Below are 15,585 nucleotides of genomic sequence, written 5' to 3' on the forward strand. Positions count from 1 at the left end.
AAAATATTGACTGATTATTAATAAGTTAGCATTTCATTGTGTCATAGTTGTGTCTGGATTCAAAAATATTTATCCAAAACCGCTTCCACTTCTTTTAAAATTTCCTGTTTAACGTTACCAGATTGCCCATATTTTACAGCCGGTTCTGCAATAATACTGCTTACTCGTCCGGGCTTTAGGAGTAAATTAAGATCAATCTCCGGGTTTCTTTCGGCCAGCCACAAAACAAAGTCCAATGCGGCCTTCTTTTTCTTCAGCAATTGAGAAATCGATTGTGGTGTCGTTCCTCGTTCTTTCGCGATATCAGTATAACTGATACCCTTTTCGGTTAGAAATTGCGAAATTTTCTCATTGGTAGTCATTGAGTTACGTTTTTTTGTGAATAATTTTTAAACCAATTGATTTAAATTTAAACTATTTGGTTTACTTTTGTATTACGCAATAGATGTATTACGATGACAAAATTACAAAAGATTAAAGTTCCTGAGAATATTCATTTGAATATTCATAAAACATTTGATTTTATCGACGAACATTTGCCCGAAAAATACTCGCGGCAAGTATGGAATCTTCTGCCTGACAGTGCGAAGGTTGATCTCGCTTACATCCGCACCGTAAAAAAAGACAGAATAAAAAACGCGCTCATTATGAATGCCCTCTACCGAGTTGCGCAATGGAATAAAATGCAATCAAACCTTTAAAAATAAACCTATGACAAGAATTTATCCCGGAATGCTCGACAGCTCCATCGAGTATTTTAACAGCGGCCACGAAGTAATGATGATCCAAAATGGCACCGTAAAAAATTTTAATGACGTGCCGAACCATCCGGAACTCGCGAAAATTATCGCCGAAGAAAATGATCTCAACGAAATTATGCAGCAGTGGTTCGGTGACAATGAATTTATGAAACAAAAGACCCTGGCAAAATGCCGCTTCGGTGCCTTAAACTTCTTTGCGGACATCAATGAGGACGAAGTCACGCCGGATCATTTAACCTGCCCTTTTCGCGGCAAATGCAGCGGCGAAAATATTATCTGTAAACCTGTGCAAATTAACGGGGAAACCGTAACGCTGGAAGAAATTACCATTTTAAAAGAAGTCTGCGGCGATGACACCAACACCAATATTGCAAAGAAATTGGGGTATGCACAGGGAACCTTCAATGTAAAAAAATCGAATCTCTACGACAGGTTGGGATTTAATACAAAACAACACGCCGTACTCACACTATTGTTTGAGGGCCTGCTGTGATCTTTCTTTTTAACCCGGCGCGTCGAGTTTGAGACGGCGCGCCCTTTTACTGAACACAAATTCTATATATAGAAGTCCCCGACCGGTTTTCGCCGGCGGGGTTCGAACCAAAAAAAATTAAAAAAGCTTTTTAAGAATGAACCGAACATTTATAAAAATATCTGCACTTGCAATTTCCCTACTTTATGTTGATCTGTTTTGCGGCGCGGGCGGTACATCTACTGGTGTCGAAACCGCGAAAATCCACGGGGAAAAATGCGCAAAAGTGATTGCCTGTGTAAATCACGATGCAAATGCAATTGCATCGCACGCCGAAAACCATCCGGAATCATTACACTTCACTGAAGACATCCGCACGCTAGATCTTACAGAACTGTTTACTTACGTAAAGAAAATGCGAAAACAATATCCATTCGCGAAATTGGTTCTTTGGGCTTCTTTGGAATGTACCAACTTTTCAAAAGCAAAAGGAGGTTTGGCGCGGGACGGTGATTCCAGAACGCTCGCTGAACATTTAGACCGCTATATTATTGCCATCAATCCGGACTCAGTTCAAATCGAGAATGTTGAAGAGTTTATGAGCTGGGGTGATTTATGCGAAAAGGGAAAACCAGTAAGTCGCGACAAAGGGCGGTCGTACGTTAGGTGGGTTGATCATATAAAAACTTTTGGTTACAATTACGATTACAGAATTTTGAACTCAGCTGATTTTGGTGCGCTTACCTCAAGAAAAAGATTCTTTGCTCAATTTAATAAATCTGAATTCCCGATCGTTTGGCCAGAGCCAACCCACACGAAAAATCCTGTATCTGGATTGTTTGAAAGTCTTGAAAAATGGAGACCTGTTAAAGAGGTCTTGGATTTTGAGGATGAAGGCAATTCTATTTTCGGAAGAAAAAAACCTTTGGTTGAGGCTTCACTCGATCGCATTTGGCACGGGCTTGTGAAGTTTGTAGCAGGCGGTAAAATAAAATACGAACAGGATCAAAGCTTTTATACTGATCTAAGTGAAGCGTCACTTGGCCGCATAACAAATGGGGTTGAAAAATGGCTCTTAAAGTATAACAGCAAGTCACAGTCGGGAGTACACATTCCTCCAGGAGTAGATGATCCCTGTCCAACTGTTTCTTGTCAGGGTCGTTTAGGTATTATTAGTGCGAAGTTTCTTACTCAATATAATTCCGGAAGTCCAGAGCACCGGGTTAAAAGCGTAGATGAAACTTGCAATGCAATCACGACTAATAACAGGTTTGCCAAAGTAGAATGTAATTTTCTTTCGAAATACTTTTCTGGCAGACCTGAACATAAAAATATTACTGTAGACGGGCCATGCGGAACTGTAAAGACCAAAGACTCTCATGCGCTCATACAGCCAAAATTCTTATCCGCTTATTATGGGAATGGCTTCACTTCATCTGTGGAGGATCCTTCACCAACTGTAACTACAGGTGATAGATTTTCCTTAATTCATACGAAGTTCTTAGCTTCCTACAACTACAGAGATGAACCGAAAAACTTAAATCAGCCGTGTCCAACTATTCTAACTAAAGATCGGTTTTCGCTGATTAGTTCCACTTTCATTGATCAGCAGTTTGGCAGAAGTAAACCAGCGTCAGTTGATACTCCGTTAGGAGCCGTCACAACCAATCCAAAATACGCGAAAGTTCAAACCTTCATCATGAACCAGTATTCAGGAGGTGGTCAGACATCCGATGTAAACGGGCCGGCTCCAACTATTTTGGGCACTCCAAAACAGAATCTGATCACGTGCGAAAACTGGGTAATGAATACCAACTTCAATAATGTTGGAAACAGCATTGACGAACCGGCGCCTACGATTACAGCAAACCGCATATGGCATTACCTGATGGACGCGCAATACAGTCGTGTTGGAAACAGCCTCGATCAGCCTTGCTTTACGTTGATTGCCAGAATGGACAAAACCCCGCCATATCTCGTGGAAATCACCCAAGACGGAAATTTACCTTCTTTCATTAAAATAGACGGAAATGTAATCATCTATGAGATTTACGAAGATGATTCGCCGATGCTGAAAAAAATTAAGGAGTTCATGGCGCATTACGGATTGGTGGACATTAAAATGCGCATGCTGAAAATTCCAGAATTAAAACAGATCATGGGATTCCCAATAGATTATGTTTTGATCGGAACCCAGGCGGACCAGAAGAAGTTTATTGGAAACGCGGTTGAAGTTACAATGGCGCGAAAGATATGCGAAGCCACAGCAAATAAACTATTTGAAATCAGATTAGCAGCATAAAAATAACGTCATGCCCACTTTAAATAAAATATACACCCTCACTATCACGCCCGAGCAGTTTGTAGAAAACTGCAGTACGGTAGAACTTCAGGAACTAAGCCTTGTTCTGGATTCGGAACTCAAAAGAAGATCCGAACAGGTTCAGATTTGCCGCGTTTGCGGCTGTACAGATTGCGACTGCGCGCAATGTATAGAAAAAACCGGCGAGCCCTGTTACTGGGTAGAACCGGATCTGTGCAGCGCCTGCGTAGCCGTTGAAAATTTTAAACGATTAACCGAATAACCATAAAAACAAAAAGCGCGATGTGTGAAAAAACTGCAATGAAATTATTTAACCTTAGAAAGGTAGCATGAAACATCTAATTTTTAAAGGCAAACCCTTAACGGGCAAATCACTTTTTTCCAGAATTATTTTTAATAATGAAAAAACGTGTTGGATTGACGGTCGAACTTTTCGAAAAGAGTCATTTCCATTCGATGTTACTTATAACGAAAAGTGGGAATATAAAAATATTGTAATCGATGACCCAGGAAAAGACTTTAATCTTGAAGAGTTTTACACTTTGATTTTTTCCGATAACTTGATCATAGATAGAAAAAACAGGGAACGGATAGCTGTAAAAACACCTCGTTTCATTTTCTTACTTGATAGCGAGATAATTGATCTTCCTGAAAAAACGCCATCATTTAATCGACGTTTCCACGTCGTTGATTTTGATAAAGACCCGATTTCAGAAGTAACGAAAATCATTCACCAAGAAAAAATAATTATAAAAACCGCGCAATAATGCCCAACTTCCCCATAGATCAAAATCAAATTTTTCAAGCAACCAACGGTGGCCTCGATATTATTCAGCGGTTCTTGGATTTCAAAGATGTGAACAAGCATTTTAAGATCCGGAAAGAAGGCACCGAAAGTGCAAACATTTCCAGAAAGGACGGCGTTTATTTTGTCCGGGATTGGGGCGAAACCACCGGCTTCTACAAAGATTCCGTCCACGCCATCCATATTTACGCGCATCATACCGGGCGAACCTATTTCGAAGCTTTGTTGGAACTTGGCAAAGAATTGGGCTTGATCGACGCGCAAAAGACCGCAGTAAAAAACATTACCAAAGTAAAATATCATCAGTTTCAAGGCGAGCTGAATGATGATAATTTCACCTATGAAACGAAAGACTTCACCGAATATGAACTGGAGGTTTTAGGTCCGCTCGTAACGCAGGAAGTCTGCCAGAAGTATGGACTTTATTCCCTGCAATCTTATTCCTGGTTAAAATCGGAAGAGCTCCAGCAAAAAGAGTTTTGCGATGTCTTTACCGTAACTTCCAGCGACACATACCCGATCTTCGCCTTTATTGTTACCGACGGTAGCGGCAAACCAAAACTCAGCTTGGAAGGCAAAGAAAAAACCGTAAAGGTTGAAGAGGCGAAACCTCCGAAAACGTGGCTAAAAATTTATCAGCCCAAATCTTCCGACAAAAAGTACCGGTTTTCTTATCTGGGCAAAAAACCGAAGCAGCATATTTTCGGCCTTCAAAATTTAAAAAATACCTACAATCAACTACAGGTTGTGGCCGAGGAAAATTTAGATGACGATAATATCCCCATTCATTTTAATAAAATTGAGCGCGTGGTTATTTGCTCCGGCGACCGTGATTCTTTAAATATGGCTTCAACCGGCGAGGTCGTAGTCTGGTTTAATTCGGAAACCGCGGATATTACCGAAAGCCAAATTGGGATGTTGTTTAAATATTCCAAAGAAGTGATTAACGTTCCGGATTTGGATCCAACCGGTTTCGATGCCGGCAAAAGATTAGCACTCGAACATCTGGACGTAAAAACGGCTTGGCTTCCCGAAAGTCTCGGCAAAAAAAAGATTTTCGCGGCAGCCCAATGAAAGACTTCACGGACTTCATGAAGGTCAGCGCCAAGTTTGATGATCATGCGCAAACCGAATTAAAAACAAAAGTAAAACGGTTTTTGGAACTCTCGCGTCCCGGAAGGTTTTGGGTGGAAAAAAGAAAGTCAATAAAGATGGACGCATTATCGGTGAACCGACGTACACTGTCAATTACAAAAATGCTTTCAACTTTCTAAAACTCAACGGGTTTTCCCGCATCAAAGATGAAAATCGAAAAGACGGCTATTACTTCATCAAACAGGATAAACACATATTGCGCGAAGTTTCTCCGCAGGAAATTAAAGATTTCTTCAATCAGTTTTTAGATGAAAAACAACAGGACAAAGGGTTGCGGTTTTTCCCCGATGACCTTTTGAATATGTTGATCGGTTCTGAAGCTGTCTCGGATAAAAAGTTGGTGAATTTGCCAACGAAAGAATTTGATTTTACGGATTACACTTCCAAGTCGCAATATTTCTTTTTCGACAAATTTATTTGGGAAGTCACCAAAGACCGCGTTACCGAAATCAACAAAGGATATTCCCGCTATGTGATGGAAAATGACATCCTGAACAACATCATCAAAAAACAAACCCGCCACGAACTGGATTCCTCTAAAATAAAAATACTGGCCAATCAGGACGTGAACGGAAAGGTAGATCCGGGTGAACCGTTTTTTACCATCACAAAAGATTCGAATAACAATTTCGATTTAACGGTTCATCGGAAAGACTGCGATTTTATGAACTATTTCATCAATGCCTCGCGAGTTTTCTGGAAGGACGAAGTGAAGGAACTGGGCAAAGCGCTGCGCGAAGATTATCTGCAGGAAAACAAATTCATCATCGACAATTACAAAAAGGAAGGCAGCAACACGGGCCTGAATGACGATCAGGTGTACGAACAGGAACTCCATTTTATTAACAAAGTGTACAGTTTCGGTTACATGCTGCACCGGTACAAAGATCCGTCGAAAGCCTGGGCGCTGTACATTATGGATAACGAAGTGGTGGAAGACAGCGAGTCGCATGGCCGTACGGGAAAATCTTTGTTTTCGAATAACGCGATGCGTCTTTTTATGAATTCCAAATATCTCGGCGCCCGTAAAAAAGGACTTTTAGAAAGCGACTTCCTTTACGACGGCGTTACCGAACAGACGGATTACGTCCTATTTGATGATGCAGATAAGCGTTTCCCTTTCCAACAATTGTTCACTGATATTACGGGAGATCTGAACGTGAACCCGAAAAACCAGAACGCATACCTGATTCCGTTTCATCAGTCGCCGAAATTCTGTATCACCACCAATTACGCGCCTTATGGCCTGGACACTTCTACGAGCGAGCGGATACTGTTTTCGGCGTTTGCAGACTGGTACCATGGTGAAAGCGAGGAATACCCGAAGCGCGAACCGAAAGACGATTTCGGACATCGCTTCTTTACCGAGTGGGACGATAACCAGTGGAACCTCTTTATAAACTTCGCGGTGCAGTGCCTTCAGTTTTATCTTGGTTCAAAAGAAAAGATCGGCGCGCCGGCCGGCGAGATCAAAAAACGAAACCTCATTGCGGAAATGGGAACGGTTTTCAAAGATTGGGCAGAAGATTACTTCCGCGAAAGATTAAACGAAAACGTACCAAAAAAAGAAGCGTTCGAAAATATGAAAGCATATAGCCAGAAACATTTGGGCGGACTTTCGATATCGCTTTTCAAAACGAGGATCAAACAGTATTGCGAGTTGACCGGTTACGAATTCAATCCAAAAGAATTCCAGGGTAAAGACGGACGAATCATGGATTGGCACAATAACGCCTCGACTGAAATGGTTTACCTGAGACAAACGGAACTGTCGACTGACGACGAAAATTTAACCCAAAAAACCGATGATAACGATGTCTACTAAAACAGAATTCCCACTCTTAAAAGATCAGCTGATGAAAGACTTCGGGTATATCAGTTTTCAGTTGGCTTTAGCTAATGTGGACGTCATTGGCATCAGGATCCGGAAATCTTTTGAAGTGGTGGTTATCACCTTTTCAAAAGCGACCAAGACCGGGTTCATCTACGAAGGCGGCAACTTAACGCCGGAGCAGGTTTTCAAAGTATTCCAGGATGTTCCTGCAGACCGGAATTTTTTGGAAGAATACGAAGAAAATATGGCGGGAAAGGTAGAAGTCTTAGTACCGCCAAAACGAAACTATGTTTTCGTGAGTGACCGCGAAGTGCGCGAAATACAACCTAAAAAATAATTTAAAAATTTAATCTATGACAATTTATTTTAAAACAAAAAAAGATTCCGAGACAGGAAAAAAAATTCAAGCATTGGTAGACCGTGCTAAGAATGCAGAAGAAGAGATCAATAAATTCGTTGACGAATTAAAGTCAGATCGGAAATATTTAACCAGTGATCGCTACATTTTGGGTACCGGCATTGTGGGTTTAAAGTTTGAAATTGAGCCAGACATGAAAGTTTGGAAAAAGTTTCACGGATTTCCATTCTATTATTCGCCACGAATGTCTTCAAAAGAAGGAAAACAACTACAAGAAAAATTAAACTCATTCGATAAGGTTTGTAGGACTGAAATTGGTGAAACAATTGGTTTTGACGACTTCCTTAAAACACCAGGTATTGAATTAAACGGTGTCGATTATTTTGGAATTGCATTCGGTAGCGATTGGAATCATTCTTTACCAACAGACTGTGTGGAAATTACGGGATCCGAATACAATAATCTTAAAAATGTAAACCTATGACAATTTCAGACACTAAAAACAAATATGCAGATTGCATTAAAACGAGAAACGGATATTTCGTCAACGTATTTAAACCAGACCCCGCAACTATTGACATTCGTGATATCGCATTTGCCTTAGCGAGAATGCCAAGATTTGGCGGACATACCAACGAGTTCTTTTCAGTAGCAAGACATTCCGTTGCCGTGCATAATATGATGCAGACGAATGAATTAAGACTTTGTGCTCTATTACATGATGCCAGCGAAGCCTACTTAATTGATATTCCGTCACCAATTAAACAGCATTTGCCGGAATACAAAAAAATAGAAAACGGTTTAATGCAAGTGATTGCGGACAAATTTGGTTTTCAGTGGCCTCTTCCTCAAATCGTAAAGGATGCAGATGAAGTACAGTTGGAAGCAGAATGGGAGGAACTCATGACTTTGGAGAAATTATTCCATGAAATGGTTGATTTTGAAACTGATGAAAGGATGTTTTTAGAAGCCTTCTATGCTTTAAAAAAATAAGATCATGGAAACACCAAACCAACCTCGCTACTCCCAATCGCTGCTTATACGCCTGATCCGGGACACAAAAGACATACAGGATCTCTGCGATCTGGGAAGGCTCTTTAGGGACCTTCAGGAGCAGGAAGACATCACCATTACTTTCCGGATAAAAATGGAAATTAAAATACAGCAAGAACTGCTGATTCTTCGCAACGAAGAAAACAAATGACAATTAATTTATAATACTAAAACCCAAAACAAATGGAAATCACAGGAAAAATTTTACAGAAAAACGAAGTCAGAAAAATTACCGACAGCTTCAGCGTGCAGGAATTTATTGCGGATTGCGGTACCACCAACCAAATGCAGGAGTGGAAAGAAAATATTTTGAAATTTCAGGCGAGCAATTCCCGGATTACGGACCTCGAAAAAATAACGATCGGCAGCATAGTTAAAATTTCATTTTTTCCGAACGGCCGGTGGTACGATAAAAAAAGACGGTTCCGGAAGAGATGCGGCCAGTAATCTCGACGCTTTCCGTCTGGAGGTTTTAAAAGCAGCTGAACCGGAAAAAACAGAATCTTCTGACGATAAAATGTATTGATCATGAAACTAACACTTACGGAGCGCAGGAACTTCATCAGTTCCTGGCTCAAACTTAAACCGAAACCGAAAGAGGAACCGAAAACGGTCTTGTCTGTGGCAAAAAGTTTAGGTTTAGGCAGCAACCACGAAGTGTGGCGAACCTGCAACAGCTGCGGAAATCATTTCGACGTTCGCATCGAACTGAAATTTATATGTCCGGATTGCGGAAGTGTGGACTTAAGAATTGGATAAAGAAAATTAATTTATTTCGTTATTTATTTGAGTGCTAAGTTCTAGTATAGCAGCATTAAATTTATTTAATGCTGCTTCATTTAGTTGCAATTTCATATTAAGATCAATGGTTGTAATTGTATTACCTAATAATTCTTCTTTCTTAATATTCTCAAGTTGTCTTTTAATGCCAAATGGAAAATCCCACAACGTTTTTAAAACGTCGAAAGCCATATCCGCTAAATATATTTTAATATTTATTTGATTTTCCTTAACTGAAGTACTTTTAACGTCAATCATCCAATTTAATAATTGTTCAAAAATCTGCGCATACTTTAAGGAAACATAATAAAGGCCTTTAATGTCTGATGGTTGACCTAATTCCCCGATAAATTTATGAACTACAGGAAACAAAGACGATAAGTTGCTTGTAATTTGCCCAACAGCTTTTAGTCTATTTGACGCCCATCGAGTTAATTCACTATTGTCTGAAATATAATGTTTTGGTTCAGTTAGAATCGAGTATTCAATATCATTTTTTAAAAACTCTTTTTTCTCAATTTCGTCAATAAATGTTTGTGCTAAGAAATCAATTTCAAAATGTGATTTTTTTTCAACTAAAATTTTTAAACATTTTATGCTTAAATGTTCTTTGAAAAAATCATCTATATCTGTGTCAAAAATCTTTTTTACTTTCAAACTGTCTTTGAACAAATATGAAAGCTGAATTTTCAATGTTGATATAATCTCTTTTGAGTCATCAAAATCGAAAACCCACCTATTCGCTTTAGATCTAATATCGTCAACGAAATCAAAAATCTGCACATTATCCACAATTTTGGTATAATTTCCGTCTTTATTATCGCGGTAAAAACTTAGTGCGTTTAAAATCTTTTTATCAATAAAACAAAAAATAGGAATACCTTTTTGTTGTGCGGTTAGGTACTCAGTGTTGGTTATTGACTTTCCTGTTTCTATAATACTTCCGTATCGATTACCAATTATTAAAACAAATATATCGGCAAACTCATGCACATTTTTTATACAGTTTTCTACAGCGTCTAAATTAGGTTCTACTGGAAAGTTATTGGTTTCTGAAAGAACTGGATTATGACCAAATTGCTCAATAAAATCTTTTAGATTTGATCTGATCTGCGATAAATCGAAACATGTTGAGCTTACGAAAACATTGAGATTGTTCATATTCTTCTTATTTTAATTTTACTAATTGAACAAATATACAAAATCCACATACCCTTTTTGCATTGTTATGTTTATCGCATTCTCAGCCATTAGGAATTATCCCTATATTTTCCACAATTTCAAACCGGATCCGCAGGCAACCGTGCCGGGCCGTTTTTCGGTTTCCCCCTTCCACCCCAATAAATTGTAAAAAATTTGTAAGATTGTAAGGAATTATCTTTTTTCCCGATTTGTAAGGACTTACAGATCTATTTTTATTTTGTAAGGATTGACTGATTCTTACAAAAAAAATGTAAGGAAATACAACCTTACAAATTCCTTACAAACTCAAAACCCAGGTCTTACAAAATTTTCTGAGCATCAATTTTCAGAAAATCAATCGCTTAACCCTATCCTTACAACCTTACAAAAAAATACCAACCTTTTATAGTTTTAAACTATTTAGTTTAAATTTAAACCAAATATCAATTTTATTGTTATATTTGTGTAAATGAACTATTTAAGAAATTATCGCAATCGATATATTGTGAGCATCGAGCTGGTTTCCGCGCTCGATGATTCTTCATTTTTAATATCGCCGCCGGATGGATTTACGGACGACATGGTTCGCGTCGAATACAACGGCGTTTATTTCACCATCAGTACCGTAGAGCTCTCGCAGAAAAGCAAGTCCACTACCGCCGGAACCGCGTACACGGTTCTGCTGGAATTTAATTTCCCGAATTTTCCTGGTGCAGATTCGTTCCAGGTTGCTTTCTCCAAACTCGCAGAAATCAGGCTCACGCTCAACACCGGAGCCGTGATACGAATTAATAAGAATGATATTGCCTTGAATACGCCCATTAACGCGGAATTCACAAGCAACTTAAAAACCGTTGGATTCTCAGCACAGGTATCACAGATATTTCCGCTAAAGATTGATGAGCAGTAACATTGTTCCGCTTCGGTTACGGCCGCACCTGGTTTCATTTTTAATGAAGGAAATGAAAGGCGTAGGGAAATCCTTCGCCGGTTACAAGTGCAAGGTGCTGAATGTTCCCGCCTACTCTTTTATCGGGTCTTTCCTCCTGGAGCATCTGGAAAAGATCGATTATCCTGTAAAAAATATTGAGACGTTCAATATTTTTTTAGATGTCGCCGCCACCTCCAGGAAGCGCTACGTATCGAAAGGAAATTTTTATAAAATAGAATCCTTGGGAAAATCCTTCGTTTATCTGCCAGAAGAATTTGTGGAGACTATTAATAATATTTTCGAGCAGCAGTTTCGGAATTCGTTTTTCAACTTTGTAGATGCCCGTGTTGAAAACAACGCGCCCGTTACGCAGGCCATTCTTTCCTTCATTGACAAATATGATCTCTTCGAAGCCAACGTAACGCAGATCCAGCTTCGGCAGCTCTACTATCGGATGAAGGAAGAGGGTTTATGCTTTTCGCTGCAGAATAAATTACGCCGGCAATAATAATTTTATCTTTTTGTGTTTGTGGGCCGTGCGGGAAATTCCGGGCGGCTTTTTTTGCGTCACAACACCAACCGGACAAACCATTGATTTTTGCACTAAAGATTTTCCTGAAAAATGAAGTTTTTAAAACTCGATAAAAAGAAAGGTTCCGGCGGTCCGGCGATCAAAAGCAGATATGCGTTTTTGATCTACTTAGACGATATCGCGTATCTGCCTCCCACGAATGATAAAGGAGTGCGGATGGAAGGCGATATTCTGCTGAAGGAAAACTGCACCATGATGCCGCTTTATTTAACGAGCTCGTCTCAGGAATTTTCTTACGATACTTTGGGAGACGACGACGAGAAATCGTACAAAGTTAAATTTTCCGGCAATCACCCTGGGACCGAACTGGAAGCATTGGAATTTGCGAAAAACATGATCGAGCAGCCCTTCTTGGTTTTGATTCCTGCCTGTATCCCTGCGGATCCCTGGAAGCTGCTGGGCGAAATAACGAATCCGTTAATATTTACTTCCAGCCACAAAGCGACCAAAGACAGTTCCCGCTTCACATTTAACTTTGAGCAGCGCATCGGTTCCGAATATATTTATTTTTCCTACGGCGGTGTAGAAGTTCCGTCCAGTGGCGACGGTGTTCATCCGCCAAGTGGCGGTTTTGATCCCACGAAATGGGCACGCATTGATGCCTCGAATATTGATGAACACGTGGCAGCATGGCGGGAAAAATTAGGGATAAATGAAACCCCTCTCCCCGATGCCGTCCTCACCATCGGCGCCGTAACCGCTACAACTTCCTCGATCAACATCGCGCTTTATTCCGGGGGCTTCAACAGTGTGCGAATAAACAACACAGTGTATTCAAAAAACACGCCCGATGCCTGGACGTTTCCGACTGTGACGGGTGAAGAAGTATTTGATATTTACGCTTTGCCAGATCCGCAGATTTTCTATTTAGCGCGCAACGGCGAGGAAATCCCCGAAGGTGCGCTCATGGTGACCACCATTACCATCTCGCCGAGCGGCGTGGTGATTGGCGAGCCTACGGGATCGCAGTACAAACAGCAAGCCGACGATAACTGGAGAAATGTAAACATCATCAGCAATGATGGACTTTATTTGCCGGCGACCACGCGCCCGAGTTCCTTTCATATTTCCTTTGGCGAGGAGATCACTACGCCGAAGATATTGGGGCTGGAAGTTGGCGCAAAGGTCTTTGCCTGGCCCGGGAAAGCATTTACGGTTTATACCGAAAAAGATACCATGCTGGAGGCGCCGGAAGCTTTTGGCGCTACGGTTCTGCCCTTTGCGGCGGCAACCTCTTATTTGGCAAAAGCCGGCACTTATACGCGCGTGCAGATTAAAGCCGGAAAATTGGTAGTGACTACTAGCTCGGGCGGCGCGTCTTTCCCCTCTGGCGCAAACGAAGGCGACGTGCTTTCTTTTGAAGGCGGCGAAGAAGTTTGGAGCGGGCGGCTGACGGACGCGGAAAACGATATTTCTGCGGAAGAATACAACCGTGCTTTGGAGGATTTTGTTTTAAATGGCAAAATTACCAATTTAGGAATCCATCAGATTTCAATTACTACAACTACTTCAATTACTACGGATACACTTGGAAATGCACCTTTGAGTAGTGTTGCAGATAAATCACAACATGGCAGAAATGTAGTGATAGATAATGGTGTTAATGCTATTAGTATCACTTGCAATACCACTATTCCGGGTTTTATTGCGAGCTATACGAAATTGGGCAGTGCTGCAATAACTTTTGTAGCAGGAGCAGGAGCAACATTAGTGCAGGTAGATGGTGTATCCATTTTAAGTGGTGCAGTAGGCAGTACAGCGTGTTTAACAAGATATGGAAATACTTTTTATCTTCAAATATCTAATAGATAATGTTTAACCCAATTCAATTTTACGAATCAGGAAGAGCAAGGAAAAAGATTTTCGAAGCTATTTTTGATACAACAAAAACAAGTGCAGGAAGTTCATCTAGCAATCAAATTAAACTTTTGTTTGCAGGAACTTCTTTTGATATAAAAACAATTGATTGGGGAGATGGAATAGTTGAAGTTTATACAACTAATATTCCCAATGTGACTCATATATATACAGTAAGTGGTGTTTATAATATTAAAATTATTTCTAATCAATTTAGATTATCGTTTGGGAATAATTCTGACAAGCTGAAACTTTTAGAGATTAAAACATGGGGAGGTTTGTATTTATATGGAAGTTGTTTTACGGACTGTTCAAATTTAATTCTAAGCAACGTTATCGATGTCCCTAAAATGGATACGACATCTTCAGGAGTTTTTACTAGGTGTTCAAGTATAACAACGATTAATAAATTAAATGAGTGGGATTTTTCAGTTTTAACATCACCCATAGGGTTTTTTAGTGGATGTTCTAAATTTAATCAACCGATAAATCTTAATACTTTAAACGCAACATCTTTAGCTAGTTTCCTTTTTAATTGTTCATCATTTAATAGTTCAATTACTTTAAATACTGATAAAGTAGTAAATCATACTGATTTTCTAAGAGGAGCGACGGTATTTAATAACAGCATAACCTTTAGTAGTTATGTAATGTATTCTATCGTTGGATTTTTCAGGGATGCTAAAGCATTTAATCAAACAGTGGCGCACTGGGATACCTCAAATGTAAATAGTCTTGCTTTAGTGTTTTATGGTGCATCTGCATATAATCAAGATGTATCTACTTTAGATATTTCCAATGCTTTATCAGTTAACGGTTTATTTTTTAATGCTACAAACTTTAATCAGGATATTTCAGCATTAAACTTTAATATAAATACAGATACTACCAATATTATGAGTGGTAAAACATTTAATAATTATAATAAACTTTTCTACAATAATCTTTTACAAAAATGGGCATCTGCTTTCATTGGTACAGGTAGAACTAATACTAATAAAAATATTAACATGGGAACAATCAGATACACATCAGCAGGTAAATCCTATCGGGATGCGCTAGTTGCAGATGGCTGGAATATAACAGATGGGGGCTTAACAGTTTAAAAAAAATGCAATGATAAAATTTAAATCAAAAAGAAAAGTAGAACGCTACGATGAGTATAACCGCTCACTGGGGATGTTCACCATGCGCATGATTATCAACGGCATCAATCGGGAAAACGACCTGATTACACCGTATGGGTTCTACTACTACATCAATGATGTAGATGAATGTATTACCGTGGCACCGATAAAAAACACTTCATTCACGCGTGAGCAGGCAGCACAGATAGAAGCGCAGTTGCCGCCATTAACAAGTAACAACATCTTTGATGTGATAGACGAAAGAGCCGTGCAGTTCACCTTCCTGAAATGGCAGATGGAAAATGGCAGCAGCTTTGGGCTGATGGCTGATGAATGGGAAATAGATGTGGATTAA

General features: G+C 39.7%; 20 protein-coding genes. 18 read left to right on the top strand and 2 right to left on the bottom strand.

From position 1 onward, the window contains the following. Positions 1-59 precede the first annotated feature (59 nt). Complete coding sequence (locus L0B70_RS00280) at positions 60-362, bottom strand: hypothetical protein (RefSeq protein ID WP_235142327.1); 303 nt, start codon at positions 360-362, stop codon at positions 60-62. Positions 363-455: 93 nt separating this feature from the next. Here L0B70_RS00280 and L0B70_RS00285 point away from each other — a divergent pair, with 93 nt between their 5' ends. The 13 genes from L0B70_RS00285 to L0B70_RS00345 all read left to right on the top strand — a co-directional run bounded on the left by L0B70_RS00285 (position 456) and on the right by L0B70_RS00345 (position 9,520). After that, positions 456-701, top strand: coding sequence for a hypothetical protein (locus tag L0B70_RS00285; RefSeq protein WP_235142328.1), 246 nt, complete (start codon positions 456-458; stop codon positions 699-701). A gap of 10 nt (positions 702-711) precedes the next feature. Further along, a complete protein-coding gene (locus L0B70_RS00290) occupies positions 712-1,254 on the top strand; it encodes a LuxR C-terminal-related transcriptional regulator (RefSeq protein WP_235142329.1) in 543 nt (180 codons plus the stop codon). 136 nt (positions 1,255-1,390) lie between these two features. Next, positions 1,391-3,535: a DNA cytosine methyltransferase gene (locus L0B70_RS00295; RefSeq protein WP_235142330.1), complete on the top strand. Its 2,145-nt coding sequence runs from the start codon at positions 1,391-1,393 to the stop codon at positions 3,533-3,535. 10 nt (positions 3,536-3,545) lie between these two features. Then, positions 3,546-3,818, top strand: a complete 273-nt coding sequence (locus tag L0B70_RS00300) for a hypothetical protein (protein WP_235142331.1) — start codon at positions 3,546-3,548, stop codon at positions 3,816-3,818. 67 nt (positions 3,819-3,885) lie between these two features. After that, positions 3,886-4,323 carry a hypothetical protein gene (locus tag L0B70_RS00305; protein WP_235142332.1) on the top strand — a complete coding sequence of 146 codons (438 nt, stop codon included), beginning with the start codon at positions 3,886-3,888 and terminating at the stop codon, positions 4,321-4,323. Further along, positions 4,323-5,435 (top strand): hypothetical protein, encoded by a 1,113-nt coding sequence (locus L0B70_RS00310; protein ID WP_235142333.1) that lies wholly within the window; start codon positions 4,323-4,325, stop codon positions 5,433-5,435. The genes L0B70_RS00305 and L0B70_RS00310 overlap by 1 nt, the downstream gene beginning before the upstream one ends. Before the next feature lie 109 nt (positions 5,436-5,544). After that, a complete protein-coding gene (locus L0B70_RS00315; protein ID WP_235142334.1) occupies positions 5,545-7,341 on the top strand; it encodes a primase-helicase family protein in 1,797 nt (598 codons plus the stop codon). Beyond that, complete coding sequence (locus L0B70_RS00320; protein WP_235142335.1) at positions 7,331-7,687, top strand: hypothetical protein; 357 nt, start codon at positions 7,331-7,333, stop codon at positions 7,685-7,687. Before L0B70_RS00315 ends, L0B70_RS00320 begins: the two co-directional genes overlap by 11 nt. Positions 7,688-7,703: 16 nt before the next feature. Further along, the gene (locus tag L0B70_RS00325; RefSeq protein ID WP_235142336.1) at positions 7,704-8,192 is read left to right on the top strand and encodes a hypothetical protein; all 489 of its coding nucleotides are present in this window, start codon (positions 7,704-7,706) and stop codon (positions 8,190-8,192) included. Beyond that, the gene (locus L0B70_RS00330; protein ID WP_235142337.1) at positions 8,189-8,701 is read left to right on the top strand and encodes a hypothetical protein; all 513 of its coding nucleotides are present in this window, start codon (positions 8,189-8,191) and stop codon (positions 8,699-8,701) included. Before L0B70_RS00325 ends, L0B70_RS00330 begins: the two co-directional genes overlap by 4 nt. A 4-nt stretch (positions 8,702-8,705) precedes the next feature. Continuing rightward, positions 8,706-8,912, top strand: a complete 207-nt coding sequence (locus L0B70_RS00335) for a hypothetical protein (RefSeq protein WP_235142338.1) — start codon at positions 8,706-8,708, stop codon at positions 8,910-8,912. 32 nt (positions 8,913-8,944) lie between these two features. Next, a complete protein-coding gene (locus L0B70_RS00340) occupies positions 8,945-9,208 on the top strand; it encodes a DUF3127 domain-containing protein (RefSeq protein WP_235142339.1) in 264 nt (87 codons plus the stop codon). A gap of 81 nt (positions 9,209-9,289) precedes the next feature. Next, on the top strand, positions 9,290-9,520 hold the full coding sequence (locus L0B70_RS00345; RefSeq protein WP_235142340.1) for a hydrogenase maturation nickel metallochaperone HypA: 231 nt from the start codon (positions 9,290-9,292) through the stop codon (positions 9,518-9,520). A 6-nt stretch (positions 9,521-9,526) separates the two neighbouring features. On the opposite strand, the gene L0B70_RS00350 is transcribed toward L0B70_RS00345, so the two are convergent. Further along, positions 9,527-10,702, bottom strand: coding sequence for a DUF4062 domain-containing protein (locus L0B70_RS00350; RefSeq protein WP_235142341.1), 1,176 nt, complete (start codon positions 10,700-10,702; stop codon positions 9,527-9,529). 490 nt (positions 10,703-11,192) lie between these two features. Between L0B70_RS00350 and L0B70_RS00355 the strand changes: the two genes are divergently transcribed. The 5 genes from L0B70_RS00355 (at position 11,193) to L0B70_RS00375 (ending at position 15,585) form a co-directional block, all read left to right on the top strand. Next, entirely contained in the window at positions 11,193-11,633 is a 441-nt protein-coding gene (locus L0B70_RS00355) for a hypothetical protein (RefSeq protein ID WP_235142342.1), read from the top strand. Next, positions 11,623-12,162 carry a hypothetical protein gene (locus tag L0B70_RS00360; protein WP_235142343.1) on the top strand — a complete coding sequence of 180 codons (540 nt, stop codon included), beginning with the start codon at positions 11,623-11,625 and terminating at the stop codon, positions 12,160-12,162. Before L0B70_RS00355 ends, L0B70_RS00360 begins: the two co-directional genes overlap by 11 nt. A 114-nt stretch (positions 12,163-12,276) precedes the next feature. After that, the gene (locus L0B70_RS00365) at positions 12,277-14,058 is read left to right on the top strand and encodes a hypothetical protein (RefSeq protein WP_235142344.1); all 1,782 of its coding nucleotides are present in this window, start codon (positions 12,277-12,279) and stop codon (positions 14,056-14,058) included. Next, positions 14,058-15,209 carry a DUF285 domain-containing protein gene (locus L0B70_RS00370; protein ID WP_235142345.1) on the top strand — a complete coding sequence of 384 codons (1,152 nt, stop codon included), beginning with the start codon at positions 14,058-14,060 and terminating at the stop codon, positions 15,207-15,209. The genes L0B70_RS00365 and L0B70_RS00370 overlap by 1 nt, the downstream gene beginning before the upstream one ends. Positions 15,210-15,219: 10 nt before the next feature. Then, a complete protein-coding gene (locus L0B70_RS00375; protein ID WP_235142346.1) occupies positions 15,220-15,585 on the top strand; it encodes a hypothetical protein in 366 nt (121 codons plus the stop codon).

This window comes from Kaistella sp. 97-N-M2 (assembly GCF_021513235.1).
Lineage (GTDB): Bacteria > Bacteroidota > Bacteroidia > Flavobacteriales > Weeksellaceae > Kaistella.